The 17,003-nt window shown below is 48.0% G+C and carries 11 protein-coding genes; 6 read left to right on the top strand and 5 right to left on the bottom strand.

Annotated elements, in window-relative coordinates; all coding sequences use genetic code 11:
• Positions 1-39: 39 nt before the first annotated feature.
• A complete protein-coding gene (locus NOG12_RS08925; RefSeq protein ID WP_313933039.1) occupies positions 40-1,644 on the bottom strand; it encodes a hypothetical protein in 1,605 nt (534 codons plus the stop codon).
• Between the two features lie 217 nt (positions 1,645-1,861).
• Between NOG12_RS08925 and NOG12_RS08930 the strand changes: the two genes are divergently transcribed.
• The 4 genes from NOG12_RS08930 to nhaD all read left to right on the top strand — a co-directional run bounded on the left by NOG12_RS08930 (position 1,862) and on the right by nhaD (position 7,307).
• The gene (locus tag NOG12_RS08930; RefSeq protein ID WP_313933040.1) at positions 1,862-2,653 is read left to right on the top strand and encodes an SDR family oxidoreductase; all 792 of its coding nucleotides are present in this window, start codon (positions 1,862-1,864) and stop codon (positions 2,651-2,653) included.
• A gap of 123 nt (positions 2,654-2,776) precedes the next feature.
• On the top strand, positions 2,777-4,339 hold the full coding sequence (gene aceB / locus NOG12_RS08935) for a malate synthase A (RefSeq protein ID WP_313933067.1): 1,563 nt from the start codon (positions 2,777-2,779) through the stop codon (positions 4,337-4,339).
• Between the two features lie 38 nt (positions 4,340-4,377).
• A complete protein-coding gene (gene aceA, locus NOG12_RS08940) occupies positions 4,378-5,715 on the top strand; it encodes an isocitrate lyase (RefSeq protein ID WP_110076138.1) in 1,338 nt (445 codons plus the stop codon).
• A 158-nt stretch (positions 5,716-5,873) separates the two neighbouring features.
• On the top strand, positions 5,874-7,307 hold the full coding sequence (gene nhaD / locus NOG12_RS08945; protein WP_418055314.1) for a sodium:proton antiporter NhaD: 1,434 nt from the start codon (positions 5,874-5,876) through the stop codon (positions 7,305-7,307).
• 2 nt (positions 7,308-7,309) lie between these two features.
• Here nhaD and aceK read toward each other — a convergent pair whose 3' ends face one another.
• The 4 genes from aceK to NOG12_RS08965 all read right to left on the bottom strand — a co-directional run bounded on the left by aceK (position 7,310) and on the right by NOG12_RS08965 (position 11,868).
• Positions 7,310-9,064 carry a bifunctional isocitrate dehydrogenase kinase/phosphatase gene (gene aceK / locus NOG12_RS08950; RefSeq protein WP_313933042.1) on the bottom strand — a complete coding sequence of 585 codons (1,755 nt, stop codon included), beginning with the start codon at positions 9,062-9,064 and terminating at the stop codon, positions 7,310-7,312.
• A 5-nt stretch (positions 9,065-9,069) separates the two neighbouring features.
• Positions 9,070-10,005, bottom strand: coding sequence for a LysR family transcriptional regulator (locus tag NOG12_RS08955; RefSeq protein WP_110076135.1), 936 nt, complete (start codon positions 10,003-10,005; stop codon positions 9,070-9,072).
• 130 nt (positions 10,006-10,135) lie between these two features.
• Positions 10,136-10,297, bottom strand: coding sequence for a YqaE/Pmp3 family membrane protein (locus tag NOG12_RS08960; protein WP_153826158.1), 162 nt, complete (start codon positions 10,295-10,297; stop codon positions 10,136-10,138).
• 35 nt (positions 10,298-10,332) lie between these two features.
• On the bottom strand, positions 10,333-11,868 hold the full coding sequence (locus NOG12_RS08965; protein ID WP_369744195.1) for a S10 family peptidase: 1,536 nt from the start codon (positions 11,866-11,868) through the stop codon (positions 10,333-10,335).
• Between the two features lie 264 nt (positions 11,869-12,132).
• On the opposite strand from NOG12_RS08965, the gene NOG12_RS08970 reads away from it, so the two are divergent.
• Positions 12,133-15,075 carry a ligand-binding sensor domain-containing diguanylate cyclase gene (locus NOG12_RS08970; RefSeq protein WP_313933044.1) on the top strand — a complete coding sequence of 981 codons (2,943 nt, stop codon included), beginning with the start codon at positions 12,133-12,135 and terminating at the stop codon, positions 15,073-15,075.
• Between the two features lie 46 nt (positions 15,076-15,121).
• The gene (locus NOG12_RS08975; RefSeq protein ID WP_313933045.1) at positions 15,122-17,002 is read left to right on the top strand and encodes a GNAT family N-acetyltransferase; all 1,881 of its coding nucleotides are present in this window, start codon (positions 15,122-15,124) and stop codon (positions 17,000-17,002) included.
• Position 17,003 lies beyond the last annotated feature (1 nt).

The following is a 17,003-nucleotide window of genomic DNA, read 5'->3' on the forward strand; positions in this document are numbered from 1 at the left end:
ACAACGGCCCCCTAATCTTGGCTTAATCAGAACAGTTGATTAATCTTGCTCAGCCGCTGCTAAAGCTGCTTCAACCCACTGGTACCACTCAGAAGAAGTATCATCGCTAGATACTGCACCAATAAAGTCAACCGGCTCTAAATAGGGGTTACCCAAGCTAGATAGGTCGTTCGCTGTTACAGTAATGTCACTAGAGCTCATATCCGTAGCGAAACCATCCGCTGCAAATACTGTTGCGTTACCACCAATACGTGCGTTTTCACCACCATTGTCGAACCATTCTTGACGGCTCAAACCATTAGCGAATAAGTTGCCTGAGGTAAATTCGTTTTCAGCAACACAAGCCATCACTGAGCTGTAGAAGTTCAAGTCACCGTCAACCACGCCTTTCTCACCGTCGCCAGTAAACAAAATGCAGCGCGAGTCGTTGGTTGATACATCTTCTTTCACCAACAAGAAGTTGTACATCTGACCCAAGAAGTTATCGTCAAACTTCATCGCAATAGATGGATCGTTATCACGAGTAGATAAGCCATCGGTAGTCACCACAGTCACGTTAGCAATGGTTGGACGTGATGCTGGGGCTTGTGAGTATTCTGCTCCGGCGTTTTTCTCACCATCGGCTTCAAAACCACCGTTACCCATGAATACTTGTTCGCCATCCACGTTCACAGTACCGTGTTTGATATATAAGAATTGGGCAGTTCCTTGCCAGCCTGAATCGATATCCATCGAGTCATCTTGGGTGTCAGTAAAGACCACGTTTTTAACGTTAGCAGCACCACCGAAGAATTCGATACCGTCGTCATAACCTTGGTGAATATGCACAAACTCATACGATGAACCAGAGCCAACAGCGTTCAACGTTAATGAGTTTAAGTCGTCACCATCACCACCGGCGCGTGGGCCTGAACCCGCATACCAAATTTTCACGTACTTCATCGAGCCGCTATCATCAGCATTGTCGTTACCACCGTAGTAGCTCACGATACCTTCTGAAGCCACGTTACAGGTGCCTGCATCACGCTGCGCATCGGTACACTGGTTAGTAATACCATGACCATTAACGATAATGCCGCCCCAATCTGCAAAGCGCGGACCATTACCGACTACGTCGAAGCGAGTAAAGGCGTTAGCCGAAGTAAAAGTGATAGGCTTGTCGAAGGTACCGATAGCGTCTAATTTAGCACCACGAGCTACCCGTACAATGGCTTCACCGCTGGTGAAAGCTAAGGTTGCGCCTGGCTCTACTGTTACAGTTGGGCCTTCACCAATCGTGCAGCTGGTGGTGGTATCACAGTCTTCACCAACCAATAACGCACCGTCAAATACGTGTACACCACCATCCGGTAATTCAACGAAAGTTAAGTCTTCGGTGATTTCAATGTTACGGCTAGCAAATTCAAGATTGTACTCACAATCACGGCCATCAAACGCACCTTGTACGCCGTTGTTAACCGCACAAATATTTTCTGCAGTGTTATCGCCGTTATCGTCGCCGCCACTGCCGCCACCGCTTGAGTTGTTTGAGTTGTTAACACTGTTATCGACAACGCTTGGGTTGATTTCGATATCACCGCCGCAACCAACAAGAGCCAAAGCTGATGCAATAGCAGTAACTTTGAAAAGAGTATGCAATTTCATTGTGTTCTCCCGGATAGGAACTGGTTTGGGTTATAAAAACAACGGGGCAAGAGTAATGAGGGTGAGTGACAGATTTGTGACAAAACACAATGGTCATAAAAGATTCATGGGGCTGTAACAAATCTAAAGCGGTGATTGCTGCGTTTCATTTAAGGCATTTTATGCCAATATACTTCATCTAATCTGTTTAACCCTTTTGTTTGACGATAGGAACATCATGAAACCACAACGTATTTTTATAACAGGTGGCGCCAGCGGTTTAGGTTATGCCCTAGCGCTTATCTGCGCCAAAGGTGGCTGGCGGGTTTGTATTGCTGACCGAGATGTCGAGCGTGGTGAAGCTGTGCTTGGCAGCCTCCAAAAAATTCAGCCACAAACCATTTTCATGCCCTGCGATGTCACCCAATTTGACGACTTGAACGCAGCAGCCACTAAGCTGCAAGAAATTTGGGGCGGCGTCGATGTGGTCGTTAATAACGCGGGAGTAGCGCAAGTCGGCAGTATCAGTGATACCCCGCTGAGCGATTGGCAATGGATTATGGATATTAATTTGATGGGAGTGGTACGAGGCTGCAAAGTTTTCACCCCGCTGTTCCAGCAGCAAGGCCACGGCCACTTTGTTAATGTCGCCTCGATGGCTGGTTTGCTTGATGTGCCTAATATGTCCGCTTATAACGCCAGTAAAGCAGCTGTGGTGAGCCTTAGCGAAACTCTGCAGAACGAATTAAAGCCACACAATATTGCGGTAACCGTGGTTTGCCCGAGCTTTTTTCGCACCAATTTGGGCCAGGGCATGCGCTCAACCATTACCGGCATGCAAAGCAAATTAGATAAGCTGATGGCTAGCAGTAAATTAAACGCAGCAGATATCGCCCGACAAATCATGCGCGCCCTCGATAAGAAAAGATCTCATGTACTGCCCCACCGGCAGGGCCGTATCGCTTGGTACGCCAAACGATGGTTACCCCGCACTTGGTATCAAAGACTGATACATTCACAAAAGAAATGATCGCAATACACAATCATATTCTTGATTAATACGGTCTGACCAGTCTACTCTGTTGTTGTTAACTAACCAACAACAACTGGGTAGATTATGACCACCACCAACTCTTTTGTAGATGGCTTACAAATGCCGCCGCTAAGCGGCAAAGCAGCAAGCCTCATCGACACCAATGCGCAACAATTTTTAGTGCAATTGGTGCGTAAATTCAGACCACAACTCCAGCAAGTTCTTGCCCATCGCCAGCAGCGCCAAGCGGTGATTGATGGCGGCCAATTGCCTGACTTTGATGCTAACACCGCTGCTATTCGTGAAGGCGACTGGCGTATTGCCGAACTGCCGAAAGATTTAACCAAGCGCCGTTTAGAGATTACCGGGCCGGTCGATCGCAAGATGGTCATCAATGCACTTAACGCTAATGTTGATTGCTACATGGCCGATTTTGAAGACTCACAATCACCCACTTGGGATGGCATACTGCAAGGTCAGGTGAATTTATACGATGCCAATCGTCAGGACATCGACTACAGAGATCCAACGAGCGGTAAGCACTATCAACTCGCTGATAACCCTGCCCTTCTCATTGCCCGAGTGCGCGGTTTACATCTACCAGAAAAACACGTGATGGTAGATAACGAGGTGATTCCTGGCGGCTTGTTTGATTTTGCTTTGTATTTTTACTTGAACTATCAAACCCGCACCAGCCAAGGTTCTGGCGTCTACTATTATGTCCCTAAGCTTGAGCATGCTGAAGAAGCCCAATGGTGGGCGGATGTATTTAGCTTTACCGAAGATTATTTTAAGCAACCACGCAGTACCATCAGAGCCACCATCCTCATCGAGACTTTACCGGCCGTCTTCCAGATGGAAGAGATTCTGTACGCCATGCGCGAACACATTGCAGCGCTTAACTGCGGCCGCTGGGATTACATTTTCAGCTACATCAAAACCCTTAAAAATCATCCTGATCGAGTGCTTCCAGATCGCCAAGTCGTGACCATGAACCAGCCTTTCTTGAACGCTTACTCACGCCTACTTGTAAAGACCTGTCACCGCCGCGGTGCTCTGGCGATGGGCGGAATGGCAGCCTTTATTCCGAGTAAAGATGCCACGGAAAACACCGCTATTCTGGCTAAAGTCAAAGCCGATAAGGAACTCGAACGTAGCAATGGACACGATGGTACTTGGATTGCTCACCCGGGTCTTGCTGATACCGTACGCGAAGTCTTTGTTGATGGCTTAGAAGGCGTGAATCAATTAGCTGTATTGCGTGAGCAAGATGCTCCTATCACCGCCGCTGAGCTGCTTGCTCCAAGCCCAGGCGAACGCACCGAAGCTGGGATGCGCACTAATATCCGAGTGGCGCTGCAATACATTGCTGCATGGATTTCCGGAAAAGGCTGTGTGCCGATTTATGGCTTGATGGAAGACGCCGCTACGGCAGAAATTTCTCGCACCTCCATTTGGCAATGGATCAAGCACGGTAAAACGCTCGATAACGGTGCCGTAGTCACCACGGCTCTGTTCCAACAATACTTAACAGAAGAAGCCCAAGTAGTGCGCCAAGAGGTTGGCGAAGAGCGCTGGCAGCAAGAGCATTTTGAACGCGCCACAGCACTGCTTGAAGAGATTACCACAGCCCCAGAATTGGTTGAGTTTTTAACTCTACCTGGCTACCAACTCATTGATTAATTCAAATAATAAACCTTAACTTAAACAGGACAACCGACATGACTACTGCATCAGTTCAACAAGCCGAAATGGCTAAACAAATACAGCAAGATTGGGATACTAACCCACGTTGGCAGGGCGTAGAACGCACCTACAGCGCTCTCGACGTGGTGCGTTTACGCGGCAGCGTGCAACCTGAATGTACTTTTGCTCGTAACGGTGCCGACAAACTATGGCGCTTAGTTAACGGTGCCGCTCAAGAGAAGTTCGGCAAAAACTACGTGAACGCCCTTGGCGCCCTAACCGGCGGTCAGGCGGTTCAACAGGTTAAAGCTGGCCTGCAAGCGATTTACCTCTCTGGTTGGCAAGTTGCTGCAGACAATAACAGCAGCCTCAGCATGTACCCAGACCAGTCCTTGTACCCGGTCGATTCAGTACCTACGGTGGTAGAGCGAATTAATAATAGCTTTGCACGCGCGGACCAGATCCAGTGGTCAAAAGGAATTGGGCCAGAGCAAGAAGGCTACATTGATTATTTTGCGCCGATTGTTGCTGATGCAGAAGCTGGGTTTGGTGGCGTTTTGAATGCCTATGAGCTGATGCAAGCGATGATTCGTGCCGGTGCCGCTGGGGTGCACTTTGAAGACCAATTAGCCTCGGTGAAAAAATGTGGTCACATGGGCGGTAAAGTTCTAGTGCCCACGCAAGAGGCTGTCCAGAAACTGATTGCGGCACGCTTAGCAGCCGATGTGGCTGGCGTACCCACACTGATTCTAGCTCGTACAGATGCCAATGCGGCCGACTTATTAACCTCTGATGTGGATGCCAACGACCTACCTTTCTGCACTGGTGAGCGCACCGCAGAAGGTTTCTATCGAGTCAATGCTGGTATTGATCAAGCGATTTCACGCGGCCTAGCCTACGCCCCGTATGCTGATTTGCTCTGGTGCGAAACAGCTAAACCCGATTTAGACGAGGCACGTAAATTTGCTGAGGCTATCCATGCTAAGTATCCTGGCAAGTTGCTGGCCTATAACTGCTCACCTAGCTTTAACTGGAAACGCAACCTAGACGATACCACCATTGCTAAGTTCCAACGTGAACTAGCGGCAATGGGTTACAAGTTCCAGTTCATCACTCTGGCTGGCGTGCACAACATGTGGTACCACATGTTCGAACTAGCTTACGACTATGCTCGTAACGATATGTCTGCTTATGTGAAGCTACAACAACAAGAGTTTGCTGCGGCCGACAAAGGCTACACCTTTGTTGCCCATCAACAAGAAGTTGGCACCGGTTACTTTGATGAAGTGACCAATGTCATTCAAGGTGGTCAGTCTTCAGTAACTGCATTAACCGGTTCTACCGAAGAAGATCAGTTCAAAAAACCAGCGTAAGCTGGTGTTTACAACTACCACCTAAGAATTACTCCAAAAAATAGTGAGTATAAGCCGCGCGGTCTAAGCCCCACGCGGCTTTTTTATGTTAGTATGCGCGCGCATTAATCATCCCCCCCCTCTCCGTATTTGTGTTGAAGGAAGAAAAGCACATGTGGATGCTCATACTGTTTGTTTTGGCCGTTGGCCTATTCTCGCCCGCAGCCTTAGCTGCACCTGGTGAATTAGACCTTACCTATAGTGCCGTTGGCATTACCGCTATCGTTATTTTTACCATTGCCTACATGTTGGTCATGGGCGAAGAACGCCTGCATATGCGTAAATCAAAACCGGTACTGGTTGCCGCAGGCTTGATTTGGATCATGATCGGCTGGGTGTACGCCGACCAAGGCTTACCTGGCGTTGCCGAAGAGGCATTTCGTCACAACTTGCTCGAATTTGCCGAGCTGATGTTGTTCTTATTGGTTGCCATGACCTACATCAATGCGATGGAAGAGCGCCGCCTCTTTGACGCCTTAAGAGCCTGGATGATTAAGAAAGGCTTCAGCTACAAACAGTTGTTTTGGTTATCCGGTATTTTAGCTTTCTTTATTTCGCCCGTAGCCGATAACTTAACCACAGCATTATTGATGTGTGCGGTGGTGATGAAAGTTGCCGATGGCGATAAAAAATTCATCAGCGTCTCGTGCGTGAGCATTGTCATCGCAGCTAACGCTGGCGGTGCCTTCAGCCCCTTTGGTGACATCACCACCCTGATGGTATGGCAAGCGGGCATGGTTGAATTCCAAGAATTCTTCGTACTGTTTATCCCATCACTCCTTAACTACTTAGTGCCGGCTGTAATCATGAGCTTCTTCATTGAGAACCGTAAGCCATCGGCGCTAAACGAAGAAGTTGAGCTCAAGCGCGGTGCGTTACGCATTACCTTCCTATTCTTATTTACCATTGCTACCGCAGTAGCGTGCCACATGTGGCTGCATTTACCGCCGGTGCTGGGTATGATGATGGGCTTAGGTTACTTACAATTCTTTGGTTACTTCTTACGCATGACGCTACCAGGTTCATTGGCTCGCAAACGTGCCATGGCTGAGCGTGCCGGCGATATGGCACGATTAGAGCGGTTAGGTAGCGTGGTACCATTCGACGTCTTTAGTCGGGTACAACGGGCCGAGTGGGATACTCTCTTATTCTTCTACGGTGTGGTGATTTGTGTGGGTGGTTTAGGCTTCATGGGCTATCTCGCCATGTTGTCAGATACCCTCTATACCCAATGGAACCCAACCTATGCCAACGTTGCTTTAGGCTTGATGTCAGCCGTTATTGATAACATTCCGGTGATGTTTGCGGTGCTCTCCATGACCCCAGATATGTCACACGGCCAATGGCTCTTAATCACCCTTACCGCGGGTACTGGTGGTAGCTTGCTGTCGATTGGTTCGGCTGCAGGGGTAGCATTAATGGGCCAAGCTCGTGGCTATTATACTTTTGCTAGCCACTTAAAATGGGCCCCAGTAATTGCCCTAGGCTACATTGTTAGTATCTATGCTCACCTTTGGTTAAACAGTGCTTTGTTTGAGGTTTTTAACCACTAGCCTTAGCGCTTATCTTGTTCTGCAGCGGTTCGTACGCAACGCACAAAGCGAACCGCTTCAGGATAAGGAAACACGTCACTAATCACACCCGTTCGAATATCTTGCTGTTGCTGCTGCCAATAGCTTGCATCTACTAATTCTGGATGATGCTTCATTAACATACTGCGTAGGTGCGGCTGCGGCACCGCAAAGGTGGTCAATTGCTCAGGAAAGACATCATTGGGAGCCACGCTATACCATGGTTCTGCGGCAAGCTGCTGCTCATAAGTTTGTGGTTTAGGTAACTGCCGAAAGTTCATTTCAGTGAGGTATTGCACTTCGTCATAGTCATAGAAAACCACCCGTTTATGGCGTGTTAAGCCGAAGTTTTTTAATAGCATATCGCCCGGAAAGATATTCGCCGCCAGCATGTCTTTAATCGCTTGACCATAATCTTTCATCGCAGCTTCAATCTCGGCGTTACTGGCGTAATCTAAAAAGATATTCAGTGGCGTCATACGGCGTTCAACAAACAATTGACTAATAATTAATTGTTCGCCATCCATGCTAAGACTACCAGCTACGGTAGACTGCAACTCTTGTAGGAGATCGGGTGCAATGCGGGCTAACGGAATTGCTACGTTGGCAAACTCATAGGTATCAGCCATGCGCCCAGCCCGATCGTGCCGCTTAACCATTCGATAGCGATCAATTACGGTCTGCCGATCTATAGATTTACCACCACCGAAGGTATCTTTAATCACCTTGAATACATAAGGATAGCTAGGTAGTGTGAATACTGTCATCACCATCCCTTTGATACCCGCAGCAGCAACCAACTGGTCATCGCTGGCCGCTAAGTGGTGTAAGAAATCACGGTAGAATTCGGTTTTACTTTGCTTATGCAAGCCAATCGCAGAATAAAGCTCAGCGAGGGTCTTTTTCGGCATTAAATCTTTTAAAAAGCGCACCAATGCCGAAGGTGCCTTGGTCTGCACCATAAAATAAGAACGGGCAAAGCCAAAGATGATCGCCATTTGGTCCACATCAGTGATCAAGGCATCGAGATATAAATGCCCGTGCTCATCCCGCAACACTGGGACAATAAAAGGGTAACTGCGCTGTGAACTGACAATACGCCCTACCACATAAGCCGCTTTGTTCCGGAAGAACGGGGCTTTTAAAACATCAATACGGAGTTGGTAAGCATTCACTTGCTGTGATGCTGTTTGTTCACGAAATGCCTTACGCAGCAGCCGAATATCTTCTGATAAATCAGCAAAGGGCGCGCCTAAATCAACCTCCTGCATGATCTGTGCAAGGGTACGATGCATGCCCGTCACTACCGGAAAATAAGATCGATATTCTGTTTCTACGGCAAGCGGAATCGCATCCGATAAGGTGGTTTCAACAAAAATATAAGCGTTATTAAAATACCTATGATGAAATAAATTACAAAAGACCGAGTTATAAAAGGTTTCCGCTAACTCTGCTTGCGGATGAAACTGTAGATAATCCTGATACAACTGCCGTGTTGCCAACCAGACTTGTTCATCCAGTTGTAACTGGGTTAACTCAGCCAAAGCTTTGGTGGTTTCTCGCACCCGAATATCATAAAAACTAATCCGGGCGGTAGCAGCATATTGTCCGGCATGCCAATCGCCATCAGCGAAACGCTGCCGCGCTGCGGCCGTTACCTCTTGAAAAACACTGTAATGACGATGAAATCCCTGCAGAATTTTACGCGCATATAAGGTTGGCAAGTCGGTCGTTGTCATCTTGGCTATTTTTGCTCAGCGGTCTCTACAATCAACTGTCGGAACCAACGATGACCAGCGTCGTGTTGCAGTAACGGGCTCCAAATCATCGTCAGCTCAAGCGGCTCTATCTTAAACGGCGGCGGTAGCATTACCAGCTCGTCGTCATCTTGGTACAAGGTGGCGGCCTGTGTGGGCAAGGTGGCAATCAGTCCTTGGCGGGCCAGGTGCATAGCTACATGGTAATTACGCGTAAACACTCGAATCTTGCGCTTATGGCCCAACTGCCCCAAAGCTTCATCAACCCAGCCAAGTTTCTGGACGTCGTGTGGGTCCATTCCCACACCTACCCCAAAGCCAGTTTTACTCACCCAAACGTGTTCACCACCAAGGTAATTATCAAGGGTATAATCTTGTACCAGCAAATGATCTTTGCGCACTAAACAACTGAAATCATCTTCCCAAAGGTTCTTTTGATGAAACGATTGCGGCAGCTTATCAAAACGGTTTATCGCTAGATCAACTTTACCGTTTTCGACATCGTGAAAACTAATATCACTAGGGGTCATGATATCTAGAGCTACGGCAGGAGCCTGACGCTTCAATTTCTCTAAGAGTCTTGGCATCAAAGTTGATGCGGCATAATCTGATGCCATGATGCGAAACACGCGATCGCTGGTGGCAGCATCAAAATCTCGTGCCGGTTGCACCATTTCTTCTACTGAATACAGAATTTGGCGTACTGGTTCTTGCATCCGTAGTGCTGTTTCTGTGGGTAACATGCCTTCGCTGGTACGCACTAAAATGGGGTCATTTAACAGCGTCCGTAAACGCTTCAAGCCGTTGCTCATCGCCGGCTGGGTAATATTGAGCTGAGCCGCCGCTTTGGTAACATTACGTTCGCGCAGCAGCACATCGAGGTAAACCAAGAGGTTCAGATCAATATCTTTTATATTATTCATAGAAAAAATAAATCCCGCTAAAAAAATATAGCGGGATTATAGACAGGATTGCTCAGATTTACACTTTTTGTTGCATGCGACATTAGTTGTATCCACCGAGTGAATACCAGCAGTCGATCACAACTACCGCTTACTTTTTAGCGATAACCCACACCGCATGAACGATGCCAGGAATATAGCCAAGCAGGGTTAAAACAATATTTATCCAAAAGTGCTTACCCAGCCCCACCTGTAAAAATACACCCAGTGGAGGTAACAAAATCGCGATTATAATTCTTAATAAATCACCCATCACAACACTCCTTGTGGATTACCCAAAGTAAAGGATTAATATTTAGCAGCCTGCCCTGCAGCGGGCACAGTTTGCAGAATAAACTCACGTAAATCTTGGTTCGATAAACGCAAATCTTCTGCCCGTAAATACATCATATGGCCACTACGATAGCCTTTAAAACCGATACGGTCTTTCATTTTACCGCTAGGATCAATGTGCCACATATTGTATTTGGCATCAAAGTAATTGGTGGCACCATCATAATAGCCAGACTGAATTAAGACATTCAAGTAAGGGTTTTGTGCCATTGCTTGACGTAAATTTTCACCGGTATTGTTATTCGAGCGGTCCCACGGATGCACCGGCCCAAACATATTGTATTTAACGTCGGTTTTATAATTGAGCTCTTCACGCAGGTAATAATTAATAGCCGGGGTAAACGAATGCAGCCACGAAGTAAGCTCGGCATTGTAGTCTGGGCTATCACCTACATCTTTTTTATCAATACCTAAATAGCGTGAGTCTAAGCGACCGACGGTTTGACCGCGCTCGCGTAGTAACTCTTTCCAGAAAAAGTTAGTGCTAATATCCAAATTGCTTCGCAGTACCGTTTGCGTGTCTAAACCAGCGAAACGCGCCACTTGTTCAGCAACTTGTTGCTTTTCAGCAGCCGATAACATGGCTCCTTTAGCTAGCGCAGGCAAATAAGTATCAAGCGTGTACTGCTCTACTTGTGGCAGCAACTCTAACAAATCTAATTGCTGTAGATCTGCATCTAAAGCTTTATGATACCAAGCGGCAGCAGCAAAATAAGGGAGTCTGTTAGCAGCTTTAACCGGACCATTACGCTCAATTCCGATATCCGTTGGAGACACCAAAATCACGCCGTTTAAATACATCCACTGGCGGTTTTGTAACTCTAAGGCCAAACCTGATACGCGTGTGGTGCCGTAGCTTTCACCAATTAAGTATTTAGGTGAACGCCAGCGTTCATGCCGCGTCACAAAAGTATTAATCCAATCGGCTAGATATTTTACGTCGCTGTTCACGCCAAAAAACATCCGCTGCTGCTCATCTCGTGACGGCATGCTGCCATCAGCCTTTGGCAACACCCGTGAATAACCGGTATTCACTGGATTCACGAATACAATATCAGCCACGTCTAATACTGAATGAGGGTTATCTTTTACGCCATACGGCATGATAGGAAAACCTTCATCATCTACTCGCAGCGCTTTGGGCCCTGTGTAAGCAATATGCATCCATACAGATGCAGAACCAGGGCCTCCATTGAAGGAGATCAGCAACGGCCGTTGCTCACGATTTTTAACATCTTGGCGTTCGTAGTAGGTAAAAAATAACGCAGCAGTAGCCTCTCCAGCCTCATTAAACACCGGCTGGGTACCTGTGGTTGCCGTGTATTTAAAGCGTTCGCCATTGATTTGCGCACGATGCTCAGTAACCACCACTTGGTCTGCCGCAATTTTCGCCTGCACGCTGCTTTCTGTTGCTGTAACCGCTACTGCAGCGGTTGGCAGCAGCGCAGCTGAACTTACCGCCAGCGCCGAGGCCAATAGGAGATGTTTCATCGGATTCATAGGTAGTCCTTGATTTTGATTGTATTAGACTTACCCCCATTAAAAGCAATCTATGACCAAACTACAACCACCCTGCGACCAAGTTTATTTTTTCGGCGATAATATCGATTTGGTCATGGCACCGAGTATGTTAGTTGTGCTATAAAAGCTAGTAGCATTTAACGAGCTAAAAGCCTAACAACTATGCTAATACGCTTAAAGCCAGTCGCCGCAATCCCAACGAAAGGTCAACATAGATCTTGTACTACTAGCGTCATGCGTATGGTCATGTTGCTGTGCAGCTTATGCTTTTCTGCATGGGTTCCTATTAGCGCCGCAACCGAAACTGCCACAGCTACAGCACCGAGCACGCCAGCACTCAGTTCCTATTTTCAAGAACTGTGGACCAGTCGTGATGGCCTCCCTCACAACACCATCAATGCCATCACGCAAACACCTGACGGTTACCTCTGGTTAGCTACTTGGGAAGGTTTGGTGCGCTTTAACGGTGCTGAATTTAAAGTTTACGATCTCTACAGCGACATAGGTTTAGCTGATGCAGGGGTACAGAACGTCACTGTAACCGATGCGGGTGAGCTAGTGGTGGTAGGTGCCCGCGGTACCTTCGTAATGCGCAAACAAGATGCACAAGGCCGTTATTACTGGCAAAACTATGAGGTGCCCTCCACCCTCATCAACAAAGCTGTGGCTAATCCTGATGACACCATTTGGCTAGCCACCGAAGAATTTGGCTTGCTGAAGCAGCAAGCCAATGGCCAAGTCGAACCCTATTTAGAGACTCGTGGCTCACGAGCCATGCACGCTTACGATATATTGCGCAAAGACCAAACTCAGCTGTTTGTCGCGTCTGATCGCGGACTCATTAGTGTCACCAAAGCCAAAGTCATCTATTTGAATCAACAGCACGGCTTACCCGAATCCAGTATGTTTGCGGTAACTCAGTACCAAGACCAAGTGGTGGTAGCCGGCGAACAAGGCGTTTTTATTGGCGACGGTAACACCTTTGCGCCGCTGCACCCTCAGCTACTCAATAAAAATGTGATTCGGCTTTATACCGACAGTAGTGCAAACCTCTGGCTTGGCACCATCGATGATGGCCTCTACCGCCTAAGTGCCCGAGGCCTAGAACATCTCAGCACTGACAATGGCTTACCCAACGCACGTGTGATCAGTATTTACGAAGACCATGAACGCAGCATCTGGGTTGGCACCAATGGTGGCATGGTGAGGCTGCGTGATACCCCGTTCGAAACCTTCACGCAAGCCAATGGCGTCGCTGACAATTTTGTTCGCACTCTGATCCAGCATAGTGATGGCAGTATTTGGGTGGGCTCGGCTGGTGGGCTTAATCGCTTTGAACAGGGCCAATGGCAAAGCTTTAACGACGATTTTACTCACCACTCTATTCTCAGTTTGTACGAGCATCCTGAATACGGCGTGTTTATTGGTTCTTATACTCATGGTTTAGGCTTATGGCGCGATGGCAAAATACAACAAGTCTGGACTCGTGACGACGGGCTACTGGCCAATGAAATCCGGGCTATCACTGGTACTCACGATGGCTACGTATGGATTGCGACGCCCAATGGCCTCAACCGCTATCACCCTGCTACAGGCATTGAAGCTGCGCCCCAAGCTGACCAAGCCCGCTTTAGTGTTAGCTTGTACCAAGACCAGCAGCAGCGGCTTTGGCTAGGCACTGCGCGCGGTCTTTTCGTACTAAGCGACGATCGCTTCGAAAAAGTAGATTTAAGCGCCTTTAATCAAGCCGAATATGTGTTTGATATTTTCCCTTATCAAGGTCACCTTTGGTTTGCCACCGACCGCGGTTTGATTATCTATGATCCAGCCAGCCAGACTGGACAGGTGGTTGGGCGTAAGCATGGCCTAAGCGTAGAAAAAATCTTCCAAGTGACCGTAGACCCCTATGACAATGTCTGGATGAGCTCGAATCGCGGCATCATGCGCACCTCGTTAAGTTCGATTCGAGCACTAACAGCAACTGACCAAGCACCGCAACCTCTTGTGCTTGATACGTTTAGAGAAGCAGACGGTTTAGTCAGTAGCCAAGCGAACGGCGGCTCTAATCCAGCCTTATTGCTTGATGACGAAGGCCATGTTTGGGTACCCACAGCTTATGGTGTCGCAGTGATCGACCCTGCCCAATTGGGACGTTTTCATGAGTATGCTCCACCTTCGGCCATTGAAGAGGTCGTCATTAATGGCAATTCACTCAGCGACACCGTGAGCCAAGCCGAGTTCGATGGCAATCGCATTAGCATCCATTATGCCGGTTTGGGTTTTAGCATGAACAACCAAATTCGCTATCGCACCCAATTGATTGGCTACGAACAACAACCACGTCATACTCAAGCAACTTTCGCCGAATTCACCAACTTACCACCGGGCACCTATGAATTTGTGGTCACCGCTTATTACGGTAATTCAGACCTACAGGGAACAGCCGCGACCTTCGACTTTAGTGTGCCGCCTAAACTTTATCAGCGCGCCAGCTTCTGGCTAGCCTTAGCGGTGCTGTTAGCACTTAGTCTTTGGCTGTTTGTTCGCATGCGCATTAGGGTGCTACAAAATCGTGCCCGACAATTAGAGCAACAGGTCGCTGAAAAAACTCAAGCACTGCAACAGCAAGCCCAGCGTTTTGCTCACTTAGCACAATACGATGAGCTCACCGAGCTACCTAATCGACGCAGCTTTAATCGCGATTTTGAAGCGGCCGTAGCAACCGCCCAACAGCATCAGTTACCGTTGAGTTTAGCTGTGATTGATATCGATCACTTTAAAACCATCAATGACACCTACTCGCACGCTGTTGGCGATCAAATCTTACGCTGGATTGCCAAATTAATGCAGCAAGAACTTCGCTCTGGCGACAAAATTGCGCGTTGGGGTGGCGAAGAGTTCACCCTGTTAATGACACAAACCGAAGCTGCAGCAGCCTTAGATATTGCCCAGCGACTACGGCAAAGTATTGCTGCCGCCACGCCACCGGCTGATCTTATTGACCGCTCTATCACCATCAGTATTGGCTTAGCCACTTACAGCCCAGAACAAGCAGAACTCAGTAGCGCCAGCAGTTTGTTAATTCAAGCTGACCAAGCCCTTTATCAAGCCAAAGCAGCAGGCCGCAATTGCGTTAAAACCTATCAACCGCCAGCACATTGGACTAAAAGCGCATAGCCTTGTGTGAGTTACTTTGCCAGCATAGCTGCAGAAGGAGTCGCAGATGGACACTATCGATACCAACGTTACCCCGCCACTCAATCGACACCTGTTGGTTGATGGTAAACCCGTGAAATGGAACCAGTTGCTCAAATCAGGCGACCGCATTTTTATTGGTACCCATGCTGCCGTGCCACATGCTTTGATGCACCACCTCGCCGACCAAAGCCAACATCTGCATGATATCGAAATCGTACAGATTTACGCACTCGGCGATAACCATTGGGTGAATCCTGAGTTCTCGCAAACCTTTAAGGTAAATACCCTGTTCATCGGTGGTGAAAAAGTTCGTCAAGCAGTAGCCGAAGGCCGTGCCGACTATACGCCAGCCTTTATGTCGGATATCCCGTCACTCTTTAGTGATGATATTTTACCGCTCGATGCCGCCTTAATTATGGTCAGCCCACCGGATCAGTACGGCTATCATAGCCTTGGGGTATCCGTAGACATTGTTTCTTCCGCTTTAAAATCAGCCAAAAAAGTTATTGCCCAAGTGAACCCCAAAATGCCCGTCACTTTTGGCCAAGCTTTTATTCACAAAGGGCAAATTGATGCCTTTTTTGAGGCCGAGCAAGATTTACCTGAAATCAAAGCGCCCGCTTTAGATGCTGTAACCGAGAGGATTGGCCAGTACGTATCCTTACTGGTAGAAGATGGCGCCACCTTACAAATTGGCTTTGGCAAAATCTGCGATGCCGTTTTACGGTATCTGGTGAATCACAAAGACCTTGGCGTGCATAGCGAGCTTATTACTGACGGTATTATGGAGTTGATGCTAAGTGGCGTGATCAACAATCGCAAGAAAACCTATCACCAACATAAAGCCGTGACTAGTTTCTGCATTGGTAGTAAACAACTGTACGATTTTGTGAATAACAACCCACATATCGGATTCTATCCATCTGAGTACGTGAACTCGCCCGCCAATATTGCCCGCAACGATAAAATGGTGGCCATCAATAGCGCCATCGAGGTGGACCTCACCGGGCAAGTGGTTTCAGACTCAATTGGCCATCATTTTTATAGCGGCATTGGCGGACATGTTGATTTTACCCGCGGCGCTACCATGAGTGCCGGCGGTAAACCCATCATTGCCCTACCCTCAACCGCTAAGAACGGCACCGTGTCGCGCATTGTACCGCATATTTCGCAAGGTGCCGGCGTGGCCACCTCACGTGCTCATGTACACTATGTGGTCACCGAATTTGGCGTAGCCTCACTGCGCGGTAAGAGTATTCGCGAACGCGCCCTAGAACTCATCCGCGTGGCGCATCCGAAGTTCCGCCAACAACTATTAGAAGACATTCGTAAACACTACTGGGTGCCTCATTACCAGGTGCTGCACTCGGTAGAAGTACCTGAATTAGGTGCCGTAGGCTTTAAAGAAATTGCCATTAATGGCGAGTTTTTTGATTTACGACCACTCAACCCCAGTGATGAACGCCGCTTACAAGAGTTCTTTTATTCGCATACCAAAGAAACCTTGCAGATGCGCTACAACACGGTGCCCACGCAAATGAGCCGAGAAAAATCTTGTACCTTGGTGAGCGTCGACCAATCTCGCGATTTAGCTCTTTGTATCGTCAGACAAAAAGGCTCAATGGCACAAATTCAGGCGGTTGGCAGATACTATTTACTGCACGATGAAAAAAGCTGCGAAGTGGCCTTTGTAACCCGTGAGAATCAACACGGTAAGGGCATGGCCAGCAGATTATTAAGTGAAATGAAGTACATAGCCAAACAACGCGGGCTCGAGCGCATGTTAGCTTACGTACGAGCCGAAAATGGCAAAATGTTAGCCGTGTTTGAAAAAGCAGGGTTTGTGCGCAAGCCCTCCGAAGAACCAGGTGAAGTCTATTTACAACTAGATTTAGGTAGTGCTTAGT

The organism is Pseudidiomarina fusca, from assembly GCF_032227045.1.
Lineage (GTDB): Bacteria > Pseudomonadota > Gammaproteobacteria > Enterobacterales > Alteromonadaceae > Pseudidiomarina > Pseudidiomarina fusca.